The organism is Cytobacillus sp. MT66, from assembly GCF_058792595.1.
The window spans coordinates 231,917-249,331 of record NZ_JBXAFB010000006.1 but is presented as its reverse complement, the minus strand read 5'-3'; the positions used below and the strand labels follow the sequence as shown (position 1 = coordinate 249,331).

General features: G+C 41.8%; 15 protein-coding genes. 5 read left to right on the top strand and 10 right to left on the bottom strand.

What is annotated here, in order from left to right:
- Window positions 1–153: 153 nt before the first annotated feature.
- The 3 genes from AC1Q59_RS13190 to AC1Q59_RS13180 all read right to left on the bottom strand — a co-directional run bounded on the left by AC1Q59_RS13190 (window position 154) and on the right by AC1Q59_RS13180 (window position 5,737).
- A complete protein-coding gene (locus AC1Q59_RS13190) occupies window positions 154–1,938 on the bottom strand; it encodes an acyl-CoA dehydrogenase FadE (RefSeq protein WP_492366298.1) in 1,785 nt (594 codons plus the stop codon).
- Between the two features lie 29 nt (window positions 1,939–1,967).
- Window positions 1,968–3,143, bottom strand: coding sequence for an acetyl-CoA C-acetyltransferase (locus AC1Q59_RS13185; protein WP_492366297.1), 1,176 nt, complete (start codon window positions 3,141–3,143; stop codon window positions 1,968–1,970).
- Window positions 3,144–3,355: 212 nt separating this feature from the next.
- Window positions 3,356–5,737, bottom strand: a complete 2,382-nt coding sequence (locus tag AC1Q59_RS13180) for a 3-hydroxyacyl-CoA dehydrogenase/enoyl-CoA hydratase family protein (RefSeq protein WP_492366421.1) — start codon at window positions 5,735–5,737, stop codon at window positions 3,356–3,358.
- Between the two features lie 241 nt (window positions 5,738–5,978).
- Here AC1Q59_RS13180 and AC1Q59_RS13175 point away from each other — a divergent pair, with 241 nt between their 5' ends.
- Window positions 5,979–6,113 (top strand): YuzL family protein, encoded by a 135-nt coding sequence (locus AC1Q59_RS13175; protein ID WP_492366296.1) that lies wholly within the window; start codon window positions 5,979–5,981, stop codon window positions 6,111–6,113.
- Window positions 6,114–6,426: 313 nt separating this feature from the next.
- Here the strand turns inward: AC1Q59_RS13175 and AC1Q59_RS13170 are convergent, their stop codons facing one another.
- Genes AC1Q59_RS13170 through AC1Q59_RS13150 form a run of 5 tightly spaced genes read right to left on the bottom strand, consistent with a single transcriptional unit; the run spans window position 6,427 to window position 10,358 of the window.
- Window positions 6,427–6,681 carry a DUF2573 family protein gene (locus AC1Q59_RS13170; RefSeq protein ID WP_492366295.1) on the bottom strand — a complete coding sequence of 85 codons (255 nt, stop codon included), beginning with the start codon at window positions 6,679–6,681 and terminating at the stop codon, window positions 6,427–6,429.
- A gap of 20 nt (window positions 6,682–6,701) precedes the next feature.
- Window positions 6,702–7,460, bottom strand: coding sequence for an IucA/IucC family C-terminal-domain containing protein (locus AC1Q59_RS13165; protein WP_492366294.1), 759 nt, complete (start codon window positions 7,458–7,460; stop codon window positions 6,702–6,704).
- Entirely contained in the window at window positions 7,453–8,280 is an 828-nt protein-coding gene (locus AC1Q59_RS13160) for an ABC transporter ATP-binding protein (protein WP_492366293.1), read from the bottom strand. The genes AC1Q59_RS13165 and AC1Q59_RS13160 overlap by 8 nt, the downstream gene beginning before the upstream one ends.
- Before the next feature lie 21 nt (window positions 8,281–8,301).
- The gene (locus AC1Q59_RS13155) at window positions 8,302–9,357 is read right to left on the bottom strand and encodes a FecCD family ABC transporter permease (RefSeq protein ID WP_492366292.1); all 1,056 of its coding nucleotides are present in this window, start codon (window positions 9,355–9,357) and stop codon (window positions 8,302–8,304) included.
- Window positions 9,357–10,358, bottom strand: coding sequence for a FecCD family ABC transporter permease (locus tag AC1Q59_RS13150; RefSeq protein WP_492366420.1), 1,002 nt, complete (start codon window positions 10,356–10,358; stop codon window positions 9,357–9,359). Before AC1Q59_RS13150 ends, AC1Q59_RS13155 begins: the two co-directional genes overlap by 1 nt.
- 174 nt (window positions 10,359–10,532) lie before the next feature.
- Between AC1Q59_RS13150 and AC1Q59_RS13145 the strand changes: the two genes are divergently transcribed.
- From AC1Q59_RS13145 to AC1Q59_RS13130, 4 genes are all read left to right on the top strand, one after another.
- The gene (locus tag AC1Q59_RS13145; protein ID WP_492366291.1) at window positions 10,533–11,495 is read left to right on the top strand and encodes an ABC transporter substrate-binding protein; all 963 of its coding nucleotides are present in this window, start codon (window positions 10,533–10,535) and stop codon (window positions 11,493–11,495) included.
- A gap of 141 nt (window positions 11,496–11,636) precedes the next feature.
- Window positions 11,637–13,130 (top strand): spore germination protein, encoded by a 1,494-nt coding sequence (locus AC1Q59_RS13140; RefSeq protein ID WP_492366290.1) that lies wholly within the window; start codon window positions 11,637–11,639, stop codon window positions 13,128–13,130.
- A 14-nt stretch (window positions 13,131–13,144) separates the two neighbouring features.
- On the top strand, window positions 13,145–14,233 hold the full coding sequence (locus AC1Q59_RS13135; RefSeq protein WP_492366289.1) for a GerAB/ArcD/ProY family transporter: 1,089 nt from the start codon (window positions 13,145–13,147) through the stop codon (window positions 14,231–14,233).
- Window positions 14,230–15,303: a Ger(x)C family spore germination protein gene (locus AC1Q59_RS13130; protein ID WP_492366288.1), complete on the top strand. Its 1,074-nt coding sequence runs from the start codon at window positions 14,230–14,232 to the stop codon at window positions 15,301–15,303. The genes AC1Q59_RS13135 and AC1Q59_RS13130 overlap by 4 nt, the downstream gene beginning before the upstream one ends.
- Before the next feature lie 33 nt (window positions 15,304–15,336).
- On the opposite strand, the gene AC1Q59_RS13125 is transcribed toward AC1Q59_RS13130, so the two are convergent.
- On the bottom strand, window positions 15,337–16,512 hold the full coding sequence (locus AC1Q59_RS13125; protein WP_492366287.1) for an FtsW/RodA/SpoVE family cell cycle protein: 1,176 nt from the start codon (window positions 16,510–16,512) through the stop codon (window positions 15,337–15,339).
- A gap of 126 nt (window positions 16,513–16,638) precedes the next feature.
- Complete coding sequence (locus tag AC1Q59_RS13120; RefSeq protein ID WP_492366286.1) at window positions 16,639–17,406, bottom strand: DUF4931 domain-containing protein; 768 nt, start codon at window positions 17,404–17,406, stop codon at window positions 16,639–16,641.
- Between the last annotated feature and the right edge of the window lie 9 nt (window positions 17,407–17,415).

Sequence of the window (17,415 nt, the reverse complement as noted above, 5' to 3'; positions counted from 1 at the left end):
AACTTTTTTGAGAAACTTACCTTAGGACAAGTAAATCTTACCATAGAATCAGTAAAAATCATAATACTCTGTATCATTATTCTACAATGTTTTTATTTTTCCTTCTTCAGAAAAAAATTAAGAAGGCTCCCCAAAATAGGGAGCCAATCTATCTTACACTGTGAATTTTTCTGCTTCAATTAACTTTTTAGAAGCCTCACGCTTTTTAGCAATTACGTTAATCGGCGTGTGGCGGGTAAACTTGCGAAGCGCTGAAAGCATCATGCGAAGTGTATCGCCTTTTTCTACAGCAATTAGCGTTTCTTTTGCATCTTGTTCGATTTTATTAAATGCTTCCTGACAGAAAATTTGCGTATAAAGAAGTTTTTGCTGAGCTTTTTCAGCTCCATTCTTCGCCAATGCCTTTTCCGTGCGGAGAACTGCCGATTCCATCGCATAAAGATTAGCAACGATGTCTGCTATATTTACTAAAATCTCTTGTTCACTCTCTAGTTTTGGACCAAATTTTTGTGCGGCCAATCCTGCTGCAAGCAGGGCGATTTTCTTCGCGTTTTTCACTAAGTGTTTTTCTTGTGCTAGTGGCTCATCGCCTGGTTCTTCAGGCATTAACATCATTAATTCTTCCTGTAGCTGCTGGGCTTTCTCCAGTAAAGGAAGCTCCCCCTTCATAGCCTTACGGAGGAATGTTCCAGGCACTAATAGGCGGTTGATTTCGTTTGTCCCTTCAAAAATCCGGTTAATACGTGAATCACGGTAGGCTCTTGCAATTTCATATTCCTCCATAAAACCGTAGCCGCCATGCAATTGCACGCCTTCATCTACTACATAATCCAGAACTTCTGTGTTAAAAAACTTTCCAAGGGAGCACTCAATCGCATACTCTGCAATTGAAGCCGCAATCGCCTTGCCTGTCTTTGCTTCTTCATCAGATAGCTTGCTCATCCGGTCTTCAAACAAACCTACTGTACGATAGATCGCACTTTCAGCAGCATATGTTTTAGACGCCATAGTTGCCAGTTTTTCCTTTGTCAAATTGAAGGAAGAAATTGGTGTTTTAAACTGCTGACGCTGGTTTGTATATGGAATCGTAATTTCCATAGCACGCTTTGTCGCACCTAGAGCACCTACTCCTAATTTGTAGCGGCCAATGTTCAAAATATTAAATGCAATGACATGTCCGCGGCCCGCTTCGCCAAGTAGATTCTCAACAGGCACCTGCGCATCCTGAAAGATTAAGGTACGTGTGGAAGAACTTTTGATTCCCATCTTATCTTCTTCAGCACCAGTTGAAACCCCTGGGAATTCTCTTTCAACAATAAATGCTGAAAATTTGTCACCATCAATTTTTGCATAAACAACGAATACATCAGCAAATCCTGCATTGGTAATCCATTGCTTTTCACCGTTAAGAACGTAGTGAGTTCCCGCTTCGTTTAATTTTGCGGTTGTTTTAGCTCCAAGAGCATCAGATCCTGAACTAGGTTCTGTCAATGCATAGGCAGCAATCTTTTCACCAGTAGCAAGGGCTGGCAGATATTTTGCCTTTTGCGCTTCATTTCCGAATAAGACGATTGGCAGTGAACCAATTCCAACATGCGCTCCATGGGTAATAGAGAAGCCGCCGGCAACCGACATTTCCTCCGCGATCAATGCTGAGCTGACTTTATCCAAGCCTAAGCCGCCGTATTCTTCTGGTACGTCAACACCTAATAATCCTAGCTCGCCAGCTTGCTTTAATAGTTTTATGGAACGGTCGAATTCATGCTTTTCCAGGTATGACACCTGCGGCAGCACTTCATTCTCCACGAATTCCTTTGTTGTTTTAGCAATCATTTTATGTTCATCAGAATAATCTTCTGGTGTAAATACCTGCACATATGTTACATCTTCTATTAAAAAGCTTCCGCCTTTAATGATTTTATCAGTTGTATTTGACATTTTGTTTTTCCTCCATTCTTTGGTTAAAGCTACAGCAGCTCAAATACGCCAGCAGCACCCATTCCTCCGCCAATACACATCGTGACAATACCAAATTGTTCGTTTCTGCGTCTCATTTCATGAATTAAGGATAATGTCAGCTTGGCACCTGTGCATCCCAGCGGGTGGCCTAGGGCAATCGCGCCCCCATTGACATTTACCTTATCTTCATCAAGGCCAAGCTCGCGGATGATTTGGATTGATTGCGATGCAAAGGCTTCATTCAGTTCGATTAACCCGATATCAGAAAGCTCTAATCCTGCAAGCTTAAGCGCCTTTGGAATAGCAACTGTTGGGCCTACTCCCATTATTTCTGGAGGTACACCGCCCACTGCGAAGGATCTGAACTTTGCCATCGGCTTCAGTCCTAGGCTGTCTGCTTTTTCACGGTCCATGACCATGACAGCTGCCGCTCCATCACTTGTCTGCGAAGAGTTTCCTGCAGTGACAGATCCTGTTACTGAGAAAGCCGGACGAAGCTTCGCTAATGTCTCAACCGAAGAATCAGGGCGAACCCCCTCATCCTGGCTAAACTGAATGGTTTTTTCGACTAATTTATTGTCCTTTCCGACAGACCTTAGAGTGACATCAACAGGAACGATTTCATCAGCAAATTTGCCTTCCTGAATGGCTTTTGCTGCACGCTGATGGCTTCTGACTGCAAACGCATCTTGATCTTCGCGGGAAATCCCGTATTTCTTGGCAACTTCCTCAGCTGTGTGGCCCATGCCCATATAATATTCCGGCGCAGTTTCCGCTAGTTTCGCATTCGGACGAACTACATGACCCATCATTGGCACTAGACTCATAGATTCGGCACCGCCAGCAATGATGGTGTCAGATGAGCCAATCATTATTCTTTCAGCACCATAGGCAATGGCCTGAAGTCCCGAAGAGCAGTACCGGTTAATAGTTATCGCCGGAACAGTATAAGGCAGTCCAGCAAGGGCTCCAATATTACGGGCCATGTTCAAGCCCTGTTCAGCTTCTGGCATTGCACAGCCGATGATCAAATCATCAATGTTTCCTTCGTAATTTCCTGCGCGCTTTAATGTTTCTTTAACAACCAGGGCTCCTAAATCATCCGGCCTTACTTGTGCTAACGTTCCTTTTTTCGCTTTGCCGACAGGAGTGCGGGCCCCCGCGACAATCACCGCTTCTCTCATTCTGTTCCCCCACTTTCCTAAAATCTTGACTATATCTTTATCACATTACCGTTTAATTTATCGGGTTCTGTCCCCCAGTGCTTTACCGCTTTAATCTAATGGGGGACTGGCCCCCAGCGCTTTACCGCTTTAACCTGATGGGGGACTGGCCCCCAGCGCTTTACCGCATTAATCTAATGGGGGTCTGGCCCCCGGTGCTTTAGTGCGCTGAATTAGTTGCGCAGCGGCTTTCCTTTTAGCAGCATGTGCTGCATGCGCTGCTGTGTTTTTGGTTCAGCTATCAGGCTGAGGAAGGCTTCTCTTTCTAGGTCGAGCAGGTATTGTTCGTCAACCTCTGTTCCGTACGGGACTTTTCCTCCGGACAGCACATAGGCAAGTTTTTTCGCAATCTTTAGATCATGTTCAGAGATATAGCCCGAATACAGCATTGCCTGTGCACCTAACAGCAAGGTTGCATAGCCGGTTTCCCCAACAACAGGGATCTTTTTGCGCACAGGCGGTCTGTAGCCTTGTTCGTGAAGATGCAGAACCGCTTGCTTGGCATCGTAAATCAAATGATCACTATTCACACTGATACCATCCGCCAGATTTAAGAAATTATGATTGCGTGCCTCGTCAGCAGAGGTTGACACCTTAGCCATTGCAATCAGTTCAAATACTTTATTGGCTACCTTTTGCAGGTCGTATTCAACCCCGTTTGCCATGGAGTTTAGAGTTTTAATATATAGCTCCTTGTTTCCGCCGCCTCCAGGAATCAGGCCGACACCCACCTCAACAAGGCCCATATAGGTTTCGCTTGAAGCTTGAATATGTGCAGCCGGGAGGCTAAGCTCCGTTCCTCCGCCAAGCGTCATCCCAAATGGAGCGACTACAATTGGCTTAGAGCTGTATTTAATTCTCATCGTAGCTTTCTGGAACTGGCGGACAAGCATATCCAGTTCAAAAATATTGTCATCCTGTGCTTCCATCAGCATCATTGCGAGGTTTGCGCCGACGCTGAAGTTTTTCCCCTGGTTTCCAATGACAAGACCTTTGTAATTCTTCTCAACTTCATCAATCGCGAAATTAGCCATTTGCAGAATATCCAGCCCAAGCGCATTGCTCTTTGAATGGAATTCAAGCAGGGCTACGCCATCGCCAAGATCAATAAAGCTTGCTCCGCTGTTCTTTTTAATCACACCATGCTTTGCTTTATATTTTTTAAGATTGATAACCTTTGGATTTTCAACAACTGGCTTGTATTCACCGTTATGGTAAAAATAAAGATCTCCGTTTTCTTCCTTGTAGAAAGATGTGAATCCTTTTTCAAGCATTTCTTTTACCCAGCCAGGAACAGACGCTCCATTTTCCTCCATTTTCTTAAGGGATTTCTCAACGCCGATCGCATCCCATGTTTCAAATGGACCAAGCTCCCATCCAAAGCCCCATTTCATAGCTTTATCAATCGCCGTAACATCATCAGCAATCTCGCTAAGCAATTCAGCGGAATAAATTAAGGTTGGGCTTAATACATTCCATAGTAACTGGCCAGCACGGTCATCTGCATAAACAAGCGCTTTCATTTTGTTCGCAGTGCCTTTTTGCTGTTTGCTCATTTCGGTTGCAGCAGTCTTAAGCTTTTTGCGCGGACCATACTCTAACGTCTCGGGATCAAGCTCAAGAATATCTTTCCCCTGCTTCAGGAAGAATCCCTGCCCGGATTTGCTGCCAAGCCAGCCTTTATTAAGCATTTCTTTCATGAAAGAAGGAACTTCAAATGTTTCTTTTTCTATGCCTTCAACTTGTTCGTAAACGTTGTTTGCTACATGAACAAATGTATCTAACCCTACTACATCAAGCGTCCTGAAGGTGGCACTTTTCGGTCTGCCGATCATTGGCCCTGTTACAGAGTCTACCTCGCCAACACTATACCCGCCTTTTTGCATCTCTTGAACGGTTACAAGAAGGCCGTATGTGCCAATGCGATTTGCGATAAAGTTTGGGGTATCCTTGGCTTCAACAACGCCTTTGCCTAGGACATCTTCTCCGAACGTTTTCATAAATGACAGAACATTTGGATCCGTATCTTTCGTCGGAATCACTTCAAGCAATTTCAAATACCGCGGCGGGTTAAAGAAATGCGTGCCAAGAAAATACTTTTTGAAATCTTCCGAGCGGCCTTCTGCCATAGCCTCAATGGAGATGCCTGAAGTATTTGAGCTTACAATGGTTCCGGGAGTGCGGTATTGGTCAACCTTTTCAAATACCTGTTGTTTAATGGCAAGATTTTCAACAACCACTTCAATGATCCAATCAACGTCCTTTAAACGTTCCATATCATCTTCGAAGTTGCCGGCTTCGATGAGAGCAAGATTCTTTTTAGAGGTTAGCGGTGCCGGTTTTTGTTTTAAAAGTTTTTGCTTGCCAGCTTCACTGATTCGATTGCGCACTGACTTATCTTCAAGGGTTAACCCTTTAGCTTTTTCTGCATCCGTTAATTCGCGAGGAACGATATCTAGCAATAAGGTTGGAATTCCAATGTTCGCTAAGTGAGCGGCAATTCCGGAACCCATTACTCCTGAGCCTAGAACTGCAGCCTTTTTAATTTGTTGGATCAATTTCTTTTCCCCCTTTTACTTCCTTGAATGAATACTCATTCATTTTACGCCCAAAAAAAATGTCTCACCTGAATGAGTCTTATTATTTATAATAATAAAATATTTTTAAAATTTCCGCAACAACTTTTTTTGGGCACTTTTGGCGAATTCTGCTGTAAGAGTTAGCAGGATATTTTAAAACAATAGGGTCAATATTTTAGGAGATAATGGACATTCTATTATTTGGAGGTGAACCACAGTGGCAAAAAGAAAAAAAGACCCTTCTAAAGCAGGAGTCAGCGCAGCAAGTGTTCAAGGTGATGCAGGTCCAACGGTAGAGGCTGATGGCGGCGGCAAAAGAAATAGCCAGAACAACCAATATAAAAAAAGATAAAGGGAGATTTGTTTCTTTTATCACCGGAGAAGTGGCCGTTAGATTCCTATCACGGACACTTCTTCGTTTTTTCATGCAGAGTTCGTCCATGAGAGACCTTCTCATGGACACTTCTTCTCTTTTTCATGCCGAGTTTGTCCATGAGACCCCTCCTCACGAACACTTCTTCTCTTTTTCACAGCCAGCTTGTCCATGAGAACCCTCCTCATGGACACTTCCCAGCCTCCCAATCGTGGATTTGTCCGTGAGCGCATTCATTACACTCACAGCAGCAGTTTTCCCGCTCAATTAAAAAGAACTAACCACGATTCGGTTAATCCTTTTTGTTTGCCGCTTTATTCTCTTCGTTAAGCTTCTTTATTTCAGCAATGATTTGTTTCATTTCTTCCTTCGCATCAGGATATGAGGCGTTCCAGTGCTGGACGAGCGGCGGCATGGATTTGGCGATAAAAGAGTACAGCGCCCAGGCCTGTACCTTCTTTTTCATCTCCTCATCGGTTTTTCCGATCAAAAGTTCTGAGTATTTTTCCAGCAGGCCGTCTATCTGGTCCATAAATTTTTCGCTCATTTTCTTTTCCCTCCTCCTGCTTACCTTCTACAATTATGCGGGCATGAGCTACAATGCTTCTGCCCTTTGGTCAAATAGGCCAAACAGCACGTATTTCGCGGTCTGATACTCTTTTGAGCATTTTGTAAAAAGACGCGTTCATTATAGTATTTTACTAATGGATTGTTATGATAATCTCCAAATAAAGAACCCGGTGCTTCAAAAATTAAATACTGAAAATCCTTGTTTGCACGTGCTTTCACTTCTTCTGATGTACCTTCTTTTATCAAAACAGTTTCATACAGCCAAAAAAGATAAATCGCAATATTTTCCCAAAGAATCAGCTTTGACACCTTGGCTGTCCTCGAAACATGATTGATCAGTGGAGAAAGATGATCCTGAAACAGCGCCGCCAAACACTTCCTTCTCCATTCATCTCGATCAGCACCCGTTTCCTCAGATTGAAAATCTTTAAAATAAAATTTAGGAAGCCATAACCCTTTTTGTTCATCTGATTCAATTGATATATTGCTAAATGAAATATCAAGCTTCCGATTCCAGGCTGACATGGCATAAAGAAAAATGACAGGCACAAAGGCATAGCGTTTGATAAAAATAGATGATGCTACCATGTGGTTGGCTGATTGCAGGTGCCCGCTAAGCTGCTTCAAATACGCCTTTAATTGATCCTCATCTAACAGGGAATTTACTTGCACAGAAAGTGGAGAGTTTGTTTTTTCCGTTGCAAGGCGAAGCTCTTTCAGTTCCTCCAGTTCTGCATCCAATAGCCTGCTAGACATTTTGAGGCACCCTCGTTTGTAAAATACGTCTTCCCTTTCCATACGGAATACACATGGGTGTTCCAAATAGCGGATCAATCGTTACCTCGCATTCCATCCCAAACACATGCTTAACCATCTGACAGTTCACGATATGCTCTGGCTTTCCCTGTGCATATATCTTTTGATCCTTGATTGCCACAACATTATGGGCATATCTGCAGGCAAGATTCAAATCATGCAGCACCATAACGATCGTCCGCTGTTCTGTTTCATTCAGCTCAAACAGCAAATCTAGTATTTCAATCTGATGGGTCATATCTAAATAAGTGGTTGGCTCATCTAAAAGAATAGTGTCCGTATCCTGTGCAAGCACCATCGCAATCCAGGCTCGCTGTCTTTGCCCGCCGGAAAGAGAATCTACTGCACGGTCCTTTAACTCCGTAAGATTGGTAGCTGCCAATGCAGCCATAACCTTCTCTTCATCTTCTTTTGACCACTGTTTAATCCATGTTTGATAGGGATAACGTCCTTGCTTGACAAGCTGTAGGACTGTTAAGCCTTCAGGTGCTGCAGGTGACTGAGGCAGAATCGCCATTTTTCTCGCAATATCTTTTGTCGGGAGCTTGGCAATATCCTCCCCTTCGAGTAAAATAGCCCCCGATTTTGGTTTAAGCAAACGGGCGATTGAACGCAGCAGGGTTGATTTTCCGCAGCCATTTCCGCCAATAAAAACTGTTACTTCACCCTTGGGGATGTGAAGCTCCAGCTCATCTATAATTTTTGTATTCCCATAAGATAAGGTTAAGGAATTGGTTTCAATTGCATGATTTCCAAGCATCTCCCCACTCCTTTCTATTTTCTAAGCATTTCTTGTTTTAAAAAGCAAATAAATAAAATAAGGGGCGCCAATACTGGCTGTAAACACACCAGCCGGGATTTCCAATGGAGCAAATAACGTCCGCCCGATTAAATCAGCAGCCATAACAAGGATGCCGCCGATTAAAGCAGAGGCCGGAAGCAATGCACCGTAAGAGGAACCGACAATCCTTCTCGCCATATGGGGTGCCATAAGGCCAACAAATCCAATTCCCCCGGCAAAAGCAACAGAACCGCCGATTAAAGCCGTGCTGACCATTAGGAGCAAGAACCGGTAACGCTGTACCCGGCTTCCAGCCCCTATGGCAATATCGTCGCCAAGCTCTAGAATATTCATATTTCTTGATAAAATGATAGCCGCAATACAAAAAATCAGGATCCATGGGACAAGAATGGCTACATGCCCCCAATTGGAACCATAAACGGTTCCTGTTATCCAAATATTAGCCTGGCTCGCCTGATAAATCGGGCCGAGAAGCATCATGAGTGTAGTTAATGCCTTCATTAAGCTATAAATCCCAATTCCAATCAGTACAAGACGAATCGGTGAAACACCATTTTTCCATGCTAAAAAATAGACAAGAAAAGCAACAATCGTCGCACCGGCAAAAGCAGCCACCGGCATCCAATGGATGCTTACTGTCAGCGCATTGCTCTCATCGCTGAAAAAGGCTAAAAATCCAACAACAGCTACAGATGCACCGCCTGTTATTCCTAAAATATCCGGAGATGCCAGCGGATTTCGAATAATCCCCTGCAAAATGGCTCCTGCTGCAGCCAGTCCAATCCCAACCATTAAGGAGACAATAATTCTTGGCAGCCGGAATGTCTGAATGACGAGGCGATCAGTATCCGTGCCTCCGCCAAAAAACACCGAAAGCACCTGTAGAGGACTAATTCTGATCTCGCCTGTCCCCGTGCTGAAAACGAAGGTTACAGCAGCTATTCCTAGCAGAATAAGTATAGTAAAAAGTGCCTTTTTATTGATTAAAATAGAAACTTTATCATTAAATAATCGATAGATATGATAGTTCTTCATTATTTATTGAACCCCTTTCTAGCAATGTAAATGAAAAAGGGAGTTCCAATAACGGCCGTCATTACCCCAACAGGGACCTCTTGCGGCATAATTATATACCTTGAAGCAATGTCTGCTAATAATAGCAGCATACCGCCCAAAAGCGCGGAATAGGGAATTACCCAGCGGTGATCAATCCCGACAATTGCTCTTGTAATATGCGGGATCACGATCCCAATAAATGCAATAGGTCCAGCTACGGCAACAGCACCGCCTGATAAAAGAACAATAACAACTCCTGATAATGCCTTGGTTACCCCAGTTTTCAGCCCTAAACCTTTTGCCACATCCTCTCCCATGGACAGGATATTTAATTTATTGGAAATAGCCAGGGCGATCAGCCAGCCAACAAACATATAGGGGATAACAGCAGCAAGTGTTTCGAGCTTTCTTCCGGCAACAGATCCAGCCAGCCAGAAAAGCACTTGTTCAAGTGCTGTTTCATTGATGACTAAAAATCCCTGGGTCATAGAAGCAAACATGGCGCTCATAGCCGCTCCTGCAAGGGTTAGCTTCATTGGAGTCAGCCCGTCTCTGCCGATTGAACCAATAGCGTACACACATACAAAAGCAACAGCCGCTCCTAAGAATGAAACCCATGTAAAAAGCTGAAGATTGCTTAATGAAAAGACAGTGACGGAAATAACAACAGCAAAGCCCGCACCTGCATTTATCCCAAAGATTTCAGGAGCAGCAAGCGGGTTTTTTGTCAGTGTCTGCAGCAAAACGCCCGCTACTGCCAGACTGGCACCGACTGCAGCTGCAATTAATGCCCGCGGCAGCCGAACGGTTGTAATAATCAGATGCTCATTAGAACCATCAAAAGCAGTAAAAGCATCGGCTGCCATTTTCCATGTTGTATTTGTATATCCGTAAACGATACTTGCACACATTAATAGTATTAATAAAATAAAAGCAAATAATAAACCGATAGATCTTTGCTGATTTGTTTTAAACAAAATAGACAAACCCTTCTTAATCTTTGCTGTAATTTCCCTTTTAGTCTACTTGGTGATGAACTTATCTGTCAATGAGTATGAAAATCAATTTCATTTATGATTGACACCGCTATTATTTCTTTATATGATAAATTCATAATTGAAAATGATTATCATTTATGTTGGAGGTTTAATTTTATGAAATCAGTCAAAAACATTCTAATCACTATGATGGCCCTCTTTCTTTTAGCAGCCTGCGGGAACAATAATAGCGATACCAGCACCGAAAAAACAGATGCGGATAAATCAGAATCTGCTGGCTACACTGTCGAGCATGCAATGGGATCAACAACGATAAAAGATACCCCAAAAAGAATTGTTATTTTAACAAATGAAGGAACGGAAGCACTGCTTGCTTTAGGAATAAAACCTGTCGGGGCCGTAAAATCTTGGACAGGCGATCCCTGGTATCCACACATTGCTGAAGATATGAAGGATGCTGAAGTCGTTGGAACTGAAAGTGAAGTAAATATGGAAGCAATCATTGCCTTAAAACCGGATTTAATAATCGGCAATAAAATGCGCCAGGAAAAAGTCTATGATCAGCTGAGCAAAATTGCGCCAACGGTCTTTGCTGAAACACTTCGCGGCAACTGGCAGGAAAATTTTCAGCTTTATGCAAAAGCTGTCAATAAAGAAAAAGAAGGGCAAATGGTGATAGCTGATTATGAACAAAGAATTACAGATATAAGTGAAAAGCTTGGCGACAAGGTCAACCAGGAGATTTCCATCGTCCGCTTTATGGCTGGGGATGTAAGAATCTATCATAAGGATACATTCTCTGGAGTGATTTTAGATCAAATTGGCTTTGCAAGACCAGAAAGTCAGAATGTAGATGACTTTGCTGAAAGAAACGCAACGAAAGAAAGAATCCCAGCTATGGATGGAGATGTGATTTTCTACTTCACCTATGAGACCGGTGATGGGGAAGCAAGTACTCTTGAAAAAGAATGGATTGAAGATCCGCTCTTTAAAAATCTAAGTGCAGTTAAAGCAGGCAAGGTTTATAAGGTTGACGATGTCATCTGGAATACAGCCGGCGGAGTTGTTGCTGCTAATTTAATGCTTGATGATATTGAAAAGTACTTTGAAATTCAATAACCCCCCATATTTAAAAACCCGTAAATTTTGCGGGTTTTTATTTTTTTCCTCCCTGCTAAAAATTTCTTATTTTTTGCTTATCATTCATAAACTTTCCAATTCCGGTAACAATAAACGTAATACTCGGGGTGATGTACATTTATGAAGAACTGGATTAAAAAGACAATAGGCAATAAAGACAGCAGCCAAAAAGACTGGGAGAAGGTGCTTGAAAAATCAAAGGATTTTTCAAGAGTCTATTACAATAACCAGAAAAACAATATGCGCTTTTGTATTACTTCTATCTCTACACTTGTTGATGAAAAAGTGATCCAGGAGGAAGCTCTTCCTAGGTTATTGGAAGATGAATGGAGTACTATCCAAGATATAAAAAAAGTCTTGCCGATTACCGATATGGAAATCAGTACAGACCCAGCTAAAATCGAGAAAAAGCTCCTTAACGGCTATTTCATGCTGACAATTGATCACCATGAAGAAACTTTTGCCTTTGTTTCCGCACAAAAGCAAGTTGGGCGCAGCGTATCACCGCCAGAAATCGAGTTCTCGGTTATCGGTCCAAAGGAAGCTTTTGTAGAATCGCTTAGCCAAAACATCAACTTGATTCGCAAAAGGCTGCCAATCAAGGAGCTGATTGTCGAAGAATTCACTTTAGGCAGTTTATCAAAGACACAGGTAGCAATGATTTATATTGACAATATTACGAATGAAGAAAATATCGAAACTGTTCGTCAGCGGTTAAGTCAGATCGAATTTGATGCCATTACAGACAGTTCCTATATTGTTCAGCTTATTTCCGATAATTCGAATTCACCATTCCCACAGCTATTAGATACAGAAAGGCCGGATCGAATAGCTGGAATTTTGGCTGAAGGAAAATTGGCAATTGTGGTCGATGGATCGCCGCATGTGCTTATTGGCCCGACAACCTTGATCGAATTTTTTAGTTCATTTGAGGATTATTTTCTAAACTATTTCCTTTCATCGTTTTTCCGATTAATTCGATTTTTTGCCGTTCTTTTCTCTTTTTTAATCACACCCATTTATGTTGCCGTACTGACTTATCATTACGAGCTGGTCCCTAGGGACCTAATAGGAACCTTGATTACTTCTAGAAGACCTGTTCCGCTCCCGCCTATTCTTGAAGCCTTATTTTTAGAATTAACCATTGAACTTTTGCGGGAGGCTGGAGCAAGACTTCCTACTAAGGTCGGCCAGACAATCGGTATCGTTGGCGGTATTGTTATTGGAACAGCTTCTGTTGAAGCTGGGCTGACAAGTAATGTACTGCTTATTTTTGTTGCGTTAGCAGCCCTTGCTTCCTTTACGACCCCTGTGTATAAAATGGGCAATACGATTCGCCTGCTGCGTTTTCCATTTTTATTCTTCGCACAATTATGGGGTTTGCTTGGGATTGTCATTTGTTTCTCTATACTATTCACCCATCTTTTGCGGCTTACTTCACTGGGAAGACCATTCTTGGCTCCTATCTATCCACCGAGGGTGAGAGATTTAAAGGATTCCTTTATCCGATTGCCGTTTCGTTTCCAGTCGCAAAGACCAGTTTTTTTGAATACGAAAAACCCAACTCGGTTTAGCAAAGAAAAGGCAAGTAAGAAAAAAGATATTGATGAATAAAAAGGAGGGCAACTATGCAGGAGGTTATACAAGAACGATTTAAGATATCGCCGTTTTTAGTAATCTATATGGTTCTCTCCATGCAAATAGGGATCGGCGTCCTCGGTTTCCAGCGGATTATCGCTGAAGATGCAGGGCATGATGCCTGGATATCCGTATTAGTTGCGGGTGCCTCCTTACATATCATTATGTGGATGATTTATAAAATCAACGAGTCTGTCAATGGGGATATCGTTACAGCTCATGAGTTTATAGCGGGAAAATGGGTTGGCAAAATCCTAAGTTCCATTTTTATTGCCTACTTTTTACTTTTAGCTTTAACCGTTGTCAGGACCTATGTTGAAGTCATTCAGGTCTGGATGTTCACCGATATTAATTTATGGTGGTTTTCCGTTTGCTTCTTTCTCATTTGTATTTATATCATATATGGGGGTTTCAGGACGGTGGTTGGAATCTCCTTTTTCAGCTTTGTTTTTCATATTTATTTGTATCCTATTTTCTTTTTCAATTTGCAATATGCCCAATGGAACCATCTTACGCCTATATTTGAAAACTCTATAAAAGACATCCTATTAGGCTCCTTTCATATGTCCTTAACCTTTATTGGATTTGAAGTCATCCTGTTCTTTTATCCGTTTATTAAGGAACCGCAAAAATCAAAGAAATGGGCCCATTTCGGCTTATTTTTAACGACCATCGGCAATACCATTTTAATGATTATTAGCATTGTTTATTTTTCAAAAGATCAATTGGCTAAATCAATCTGGCCCACTCTGACCATGTGGAAGATTGTCAAATTGCCCTTTGTTGAGCGTTTTGAATATATTGGAATCGGCACCTGGAGTTTAGTAATCCTTCCAAATGTCTGTATCACCATTTGGATTGCCTCAAGACTGCTAAAAAGGATTATAAATATAAAGCAAAAACATGGGGTCATTTACATTGTCATCGCAATGTCCATTGCCATTAACTTTATTGATACACGTGAAAAGGTTAGTCTGTTAAATGATTACACAGGTCTGGCCGGCTTTGGCGTTACTTTCATTTATATACCACTATTATTTATAATCCTGATGATTATGAAGAAGGTGAAGAAAAAGTGAAGAATATTTTTCTTGTTTTTTTGAGCCTTTTTTTATTAGCAGGATGTGTACAGGAACGGATCATTGATGAAATTAATATTGAAGTTGGCTCAGCCTTCGATGCAATAGATGAAGAAAACTTTACTGGGGCTTTCCTTATTCAAGACTATTTGCCGGATAAGTCCATAAAAGATATAGTTTACCAATCAACTGCCAGTCTTCGCAGGGATTTAATGATGAACATTCAGAAGCAGTCATCAAAAGAAATTTTTAATGGCGGCCTATTGATTACTATCTTTGGGAATAAGCTTGCAGATACAGGAATTATTGACTTTGTGGATACGTATCAGCGTGAGCCAAGTATTGGGGCAAGAAACTATTTGGCTACTTCTTCTGGAAGTGCAATAGATATCATTAGGGGGGAATATGGTCCACAAGGCACCTCCAACTATCTTTTCAATCTTATTGAGCACAACATCCAGCGACGGGATGTCCCTAGGACAAATTTGCATATCTTTTTGCGTGACTATTATAAAAAGGGGAAAGATCCTTACCTCCCAGAACTGACGAAAAAAGGAGAAAATGAGCTGGAAATCAGTGGCATTAGCGTCTTTAAGGAAGATAGAGAGGCCTATGTGATTCCGCAAAACAAGATGTTTTTCTTTAAGCTTATGGTTGACAAACATAGCCAGGGCAGCTTTAGAGTTCATATAGGAAAGAACAGGGATGCGGATGTTGAAAGCATTTCCTCCAAATACAAGCTAAAGCTTGTAGGCAAGTCTAAAGAAGGGGCTAATCACGTCAGCATTCATATAAAAATAAGAGGGATGATAAAGGAATTTACAGGAAAAAGACTGGACCAAAAAGAAGTAAACAAGATCGAAAAAAAGCTGCAGAAAATTGTTGAACGAGAATGCTTAAAGCTTTTAAAGACTTTTCAGGAAAAGGGAGTTGATCCTGTAGGCTTTGGCTACTTGCACCGATCAAAAATCCGCGGCTTTAATGTTGATAACTGGGAAAAGGATTATCCAAATTTAACCTTTGATGTGAAATGCAACGTCACTATCGTTGAAACAGGCGTGATTGAATAAGAGCGGGGCCCTTCTAATAGGGGCACCCGCTCTTTAATCATTAGCAGAAAACATGTATTTTTTGAAATGATAACGAATCGAAAAAATTAAGCTGACAGCAAGCATATTGCCCATGAGCGAGCTTCCCCCATAGCTAATAAATGGCAAGGGAATCCCTGTAATAGGCAGCAAGCCAATGGTCATGCCAATATTTTGAAAGACGTGAAAGGTAATCATGCTAATGACTCCTACACAAATATAAGAATAAAAGTTATTCTTCGTTTCCATGCCAACTTTTGTAATATGGTAGATCAGCAGGAAAAATAGGCTGACTAAAATACTTGATCCAATAAAGCCAAATTCCTCGCCAACAATACTGAAAATAAAGTCTGTATGGCTTTCGGGCAGATAGACTTCCCTTGTCCCATAGCCTTTTCCGGCAGTTTCTCCCGAACCGATGGCAAGCAAGGATCTTGTCAGCTGAAACCCAGTCGAGCTCTGGTAGTTGTAAGGATCAATCCAGGAGTAGATCCTTGCAAATTGGTACTCCTTCACCCCTAAGTATTTTTCCAATAATTCAGGATGCCAAAGGACGAAGTAAAAGATAGCGGAAGCAAGAGTAATGCCTGTGCCAAAAATGGGCACGAGAATTTTCCAAGTAACCCCAGAAATAAAAATCATCCCAAGCATAATCGCGATAAAGACCAGCCCAGTACCAAGGTCAGGCTGCTGCATCACAAGCAGTAAGGGAGCCATTGTCACTAAACCGATTTTTCCTAACAGCCAAAGGTCTGTCTGAATCGTCTTTATCATGTTCTTTTGATGATGCTCATCAATGACCCGTGCAAGAACAAGGATGATAAACACCTTCACAAGCTCCGAGGGCTGCAAAGAACCCATTCCAGGCACTCTGTACCATGCCTTGGCACCATTAATGACTGGCGCAATACCGCTCGGGGCGACAATCAGAAAGCCTAAGAGAAAAAGCCCAAAGCCGTAGGCATACCACGATATTTTCTTCAGCTGATCAGAGTCAAGGGTGATCACGCCTATGATGATCCCTGTTCCAACCGTATACCAGACAATTTGTTTTAAAAGGAAATTCTCCTTATACTGTCCAGTTGTCTGTGCACTGTAAATGGAAATACAGCTAATCAAAAATAATAACATTAAAATCAAAACTAAACTAAAATCCACCCTAGGAGGTGTTGTTGTCTTATTATGTGTCATAGCATACTCCTATTAGAAGTTGTCCCAACACTCTATTATATTTTCTTACCCGGCAAAGCACAACCACATGAAACATTTGGCAATGCTTTAAAGCAACGGGGGACAGGCCACCGTTGCGGTAATGCGTTAATGTGAAGAGAAGTATTTTTCTTTTATGTCGTTTTTCATCCATTCTATATTATTTGGAACTTGTGGAATAAAATACCCAATAAATATGGGGGTGGTTACTCCGCGCGGGACAATCTTTGCGTAGATCTCATTTTCATGGTGGTAGAAAAATAAGTTATAGCTGTTCATCTTAAATGGGAAGTTATTTAAAATATAATGGGTTGCTGTCTGAATATAATTAGCAAATGCGGAAATATCCATAATATCGCCAAGCTTCACATTAAATTCATAAAATCCGATTCTTGGCGCTGTTGATATAGAAAAAATGGTGCCATTTTGCTCATGAATCGTTAACCCCTCAAAATCACTCGCTTGAACCTTCTCATGGTAATCAATCTCTTTAAGCCCGACAATCTGCATATGCGGATGGGCAATTGACCCGCCAGAATAAGGTCCATGGTTCTTAAAGAAAATGACCGATTTGTATTCGCCAGATTCAATCATTTTCAGCCATTGGGTTAGACCAAAACGAATTAGTCTGTGCAAATGTTCCTTCGAATACACTGAAAGCTCACTATCACATTCATCTGTCTCAATGAGCACAGTTTGAAAGGTATTATCCAACACCGGAAACTTATTTTTCAAAAAGATAATCGGGCCATCAACCGCGATAATATCTGTCAGCCTCTCACGTGCACAAAAAGGACAAGCCTGCTCCTTATTTCTAATACTATTCGGCTTCTGTCTGCCAATCTCAGTATGAAAAAACAAATGTGTCTTTGACATGTATCATTC